We start from the raw sequence: 4,516 nt of genomic DNA, 5'->3' as shown, positions 1-4,516 counted from the left end.
ATCTTATTCCGCACTTTCATCTTATGACCTTTGGGATACGGTATTGTAATCACTCCACAGCTTCATAATTCTATCTTCAAAATATTATAGTCGTCATAATATAGGGTGTCAATTGAGTGAATACAGCAACGGTTAGCTAGCGGAAGGGCTTAATACGGTTGTTGACGATTTTAAAATATGATGGTTATAATATATTACGGTCATCATATTTTAAATGGTTTCATCAGGAGGGATCAGAAAATGAGTAAGCTTGAATCCGTAGAAACGTTGGTCATTGGATCAGGTCCGGGAGGTTATGTGGCGGCGCTTCGTTCTTCACAGCTTGGAATGAAGACGGCGATTGTGGAACGCAGTCAGCTCGGCGGGGTCTGCACGCATGTTGGCTGTATTCCATCCAAAGCATTAATTGCAGAATCGCATCGCTATGATTTGCTTAGGCAGTTCAATCATGCGGATTCGGCAGCAGCATTTGAAATTGCGCAGCATTTCAAGCAGGGAATTGTGAAAAAGCAGGCAGGAGGAGTTAGCTATTTATTAAAGACTGCAGGTGTGAGCATTTTGGAGGGAGAGGCCAGTTTGGTTGATGAACATACAGCTATTATTCAGCAAAGCGGCCGGGAGCAAACCATTTCTTTTAGAAACGCCATATTGGCAACGGGATCTCGTCCAATTGAGCTGCAAGCATTTCCGGTTGGAGGACGTATTTTATCTTCCACAGAAGCGCTATCGCTCCCTGAAGTTCCGACCAGTTTGGTCGTTATTGGCGGCGGTTATATCGGAATCGAACTAGGCCAAATGTATGCCAAATTTGGAACAAAGGTATCGATTCTAGAAGGAGGAGAACAAGTACTGCCGGGCTTCGAGGCAGACCTCGCGCTCCCTGTGGTTCGGCAGTTGAAAGCCGATGGAATTCAAATGATTACTGGGGCGACAGCACAGAAAGTGGTTCAGCATGCTGATTCAATTACACTGCAGTATTTAAAAAATATGGAGCAACATGAGGTTACAGCGGAGTATGTGTTAGTCACTATCGGCAGAAAACCAAATACAGATGGTCATTTAGGGCTTGCGAACATAGGCTTGCCCGTGACGGGCAGGGGACTGATTGAGACAGACGAACAGTGCAGAACGGTTATTCCAAATATTTTTGCCATTGGAGATATTACGGCTGGTCCGGCACTCGCCCACAAGGCTTCTTACGAAGCGAAAATTGCGGCAGAAGCCATTGCTGGTTATGCCTATGAGGTTAATTATAAAGCCATTCCGCTCGTCGTTTTTTCTCACCCAGAGCTGGCCAGCGTTGGTTTAAATGAAACGGAAGCAAAAGCTAAATCCATCCCGATTGTTATTGGCAAAGCTTCTTTTGCGATCAACGGAAGAGCTTTGGCATTGAGGGAGACTGAAGGGTTTGTGAAAATTTTGGCGGACCCATCCTCAGGAATCGTGATCGGTGCACAAATCGTTGGCGTGGAGGCTTCAACACTCGTATCAGAGCTTGGCCTTGCTATCGAGATGGGAGCAACCGTGGAGGATTTGGCTTTGACCATTCACCCCCATCCGACATTGGGAGAAGTAATTATGGAAGCTGCCGAAAACGCGGTCTTAAAAATGATGAAGATAAAAAAAGAGCAGCAGATTTAACTGCAAATAGAGAATGGGAGAGATTGAGGAATGAAAATAAAAGCAGGTTTTTATATTGGGATTGCGGTTGCGCTGATCGTTGGAGGTTCACTTCTTGTTGTTAAAGGAAAGGATGCAGTCAGTCAGGCTGAGATGAGGAAACAAGGTGTGCTTGAGGCGGAGCAAACGACCCTATTTTATCAGAAGAATCCAGGTTCGATTATAGAGGTAGGTGTAGTTTCGGGTGACTGGGTAAAACGCGGTGATGTGTTGTTCAAGGTTAAATCAGCTGAGGAAGGAGAAGAAGATGTGCTTGCACTAGATGACGGGTTGATCAGCAGAATTGCGGTTAAGCCGGGGGATCAAGTAAAGCAAGGCGCGCCGATGGCGGTTTTGCAGAAAAATAGCTATTATACAGATCTCTACATACAGGAAAGTGAAATCCAAAAGCTTCAGGTTGATCAAAGCATTGGTATTCATTTTCCATACTTGGATGATCCTGCACAGGTGACTGGTGTTGTGACTTCGATTTCAGCGGCCCCACAATTTGCAAACTTGCGCATGTCACGTGAAAAGGGGCAAGCAGATTTAAGTATGTTTCTTGTCCGAATTGCTATGGATTCAAATGCTGATTTGCTTCCGGGGATGACGGCGGAGGTGAGACTTGATGAAATCGCTGATTGACGAGTGGAAGTACGTATCGGGCAGTAAGTATTTGCGTTTAATCTTTATTGGCCCACTAGTTGCGGCCCTATTTTTTGGTTTAATGTTCTCGCATAACCAAATTAGCGAATCGCCCGTTGTAGTCATTGATGAGGATCACAGCTCGTATTCGCGGCAGCTGATCTCGAAAATAAATGCTTCCCCCTACATGAACGTTACAAATGTGTACGCGAGCCGCCTGAGCCCGGAAATATTGCTTGCAAATGAGCAGGCTGTAGCGGTCATCATGCTACCTAAGCAGTTGGAGCAGCTTCAGCAGCAAGGGATATCAACGAATATCGGCATTTTAATGGATAACACGATGCCCTCAGGGTTAACCGGCATTCGGACAGCGATTCAGGAAGTCATCGTAACGGAAACTATGACCCTTTCTATGTCCCATCTGGTTCAAAAAGGGATGGACGCCGAAACCGCTAGAGGCGTTGTTTCTCCGTTGTCTCTTCAGCAGCGGATGCTGTTTAATCCAACCACAAGTTATGTCGGCTTTATGGTGCTTGGTTTTGTAAACATTGTGGTTCTCATGATTACAACAAGCGCAGCGGGCTCTATTGCGCCTCGTTTGCGTCAGGAAGGGAAGCTCTTTGCAAACGGAAAGTCGCCCTTGCAGCTTTGGATTCGCAGTGTACCTTACGCGGTCATGACCGCCCTCTCGCTGCTCTTATGTTATGGATTACTGAAGCAGGTGGGGGKAATGCGGTTTGAAGCGGAGCCTTATCTTTTTATTATCCCATTGCTTGTTTATGCCTTTGCATTGTCACTTATGGGGCTGTTGATCGGCTATTCTGCCAAAGATTTGTCTAAAGTCAATTTGCGAACCAGCTTCGTATTGTATCCTTCATTTCTTGCAACTGGAATTCAACTGACCCCGCTTGCTTTTCCAGAGCCATTTCAAATTTTTGCATGGGTATTGCCGATGAACTGGCTTAACCGCCTCATACGCGGGATGGCGTTTCGGGATGGAGCGCTAACAGCCTACAGTCAGGAGCTCGGAGCACTGCTGATCATTATAGGCGGCGTGTCCTTATTCCTTGGATTACTGGTACTGCGGGAAGCAGGGAAAACATATTCCAGCCGGGAACGAGTCGTGAGTGCGGACATTCTGCCGAGCAGCGGTTCGTTAAATAGTTAAGTTCCTTACCCGTTCGAATAACGCCCTTGACTAAGATAGATACCCTATTTCAGTCAAGGGAACACAGGGGGAATACGAGAGTTCAGATTCTCGACTGTTCGAAGGTTTGTTTATTCGCGTTTAATAAATAGCTTAAAGACACTGTTTTTCAAATAATCAAGGGAGTAAAAAACAGGTTTATCGTTATCGTCATAGTGGAGCTGCTTTAATAAAGCTAGAGATGTGCGTGTTATTGGCTCTGCTAGCCTAGATTTATGTTTAGTGGCATCGGGTAGATTGACTGGATTTTGGCATGATGGGCTTTATCCTTGGGGTGTCGCCGCTGGCTTGATTATTATTCAAGAAGCGGGTGGGAAGATATCAGACCGTGATGGAAATGAGTTTAAATTCAAAGAACATAAAGATGACGCCAAGAAATATTTTCCTGAGCGTCATTTTTGTTTTTGTTATCGAAACAAAAATAGATTCGTTGAGCTGTGACGCGTTTTTAGCTTTCAAAAGATGGTCCGCTGTATGATAACAGAGGGTGGACATTGCAATTAGAGTTTGCTATTATTTACCCAACAATATTTTAGAACACGGTTTTATAATATAAAACCGCTTCTAGGAGGGGAGCGAGTGAAGGAATATGCCCATCATTCAAGCATTGGATAGAGCACTGAAAATTATCGACCTATTCGATGAGCATCATATGGAGTACAAACTGTCTGAAATAAGCTCAGAAATGGATTTGCACAAAAGTACAGTTCATTCATTGTTGAAAACGCTTCAAATTCATGATTACATTACACAGGATGAGCAGACTGGGAAATACCGCCTCGGGATGAGGTTTGTAGAGAAGGGGCAATTGCTTCTCAATCATTTTGATATTCGGGAAATCGCTAGACCGCATCTTAGGGCTTTGTCTGCCGCCACTGGTCAAACGACACATTTGGTCATTATGGATGATGGAAAAGAAGGGATATACATTGATAAAGTAGAGGGGCATAAGGCTGCAATTCGTTATTCACGTATCGGTCGCAGAATACCATTGCATAGCAGCGC

At 44.9% G+C, this 4,516-nt stretch carries 5 protein-coding genes; all 5 read left to right on the top strand.

All coding sequences use genetic code 11. The features are described from left to right. The first annotated feature begins 240 nt into the window (after nucleotides 1-240). Nucleotides 241-1,641: a dihydrolipoyl dehydrogenase gene (gene lpdA, locus AC1DSE_RS30675; RefSeq protein ID WP_477510361.1), complete on the top strand. Its 1,401-nt coding sequence runs from the start codon at nucleotides 241-243 to the stop codon at nucleotides 1,639-1,641. Nucleotides 1,642-1,671: 30 nt separating this feature from the next. Then, complete coding sequence (locus tag AC1DSE_RS30670) at nucleotides 1,672-2,304, top strand: biotin/lipoyl-containing protein (protein WP_477510362.1); 633 nt, start codon at nucleotides 1,672-1,674, stop codon at nucleotides 2,302-2,304. Continuing rightward, nucleotides 2,288-3,472, top strand: a complete 1,185-nt coding sequence (locus tag AC1DSE_RS30665; protein WP_477528733.1) for an ABC transporter permease — start codon at nucleotides 2,288-2,290, stop codon at nucleotides 3,470-3,472. Before AC1DSE_RS30670 ends, AC1DSE_RS30665 begins: the two co-directional genes overlap by 17 nt. 222 nt (nucleotides 3,473-3,694) lie before the next feature. Next, nucleotides 3,695-3,952 (top strand): inositol monophosphatase family protein, encoded by a 258-nt coding sequence (locus tag AC1DSE_RS30660; RefSeq protein WP_441880640.1) that lies wholly within the window; start codon nucleotides 3,695-3,697, stop codon nucleotides 3,950-3,952. A gap of 148 nt (nucleotides 3,953-4,100) precedes the next feature. Then, a partial coding sequence (locus tag AC1DSE_RS30655; RefSeq protein WP_477528732.1) for an IclR family transcriptional regulator occupies nucleotides 4,101-4,516 on the top strand: 416 nt, incomplete at its 3' end.

Source organism: Paenibacillus sp. 01L418, from assembly GCF_056400045.1.
This window is presented reverse-complemented; position numbering and strand designations above follow the sequence as displayed.

Bases quoted from the DNA above. Each gene is read 5' to 3' on its own strand.
- lpdA (WP_477510361.1), top strand. From the start codon at position 241: ATGAGTAAGCTTGAATCCGTAGAAACGTTGGTCATTGGATCAGGTCCG.
- AC1DSE_RS30670 (WP_477510362.1), top strand. From the start codon at position 1,672: ATGAAAATAAAAGCAGGTTTTTATATTGGGATTGCGGTTGCGCTGATC.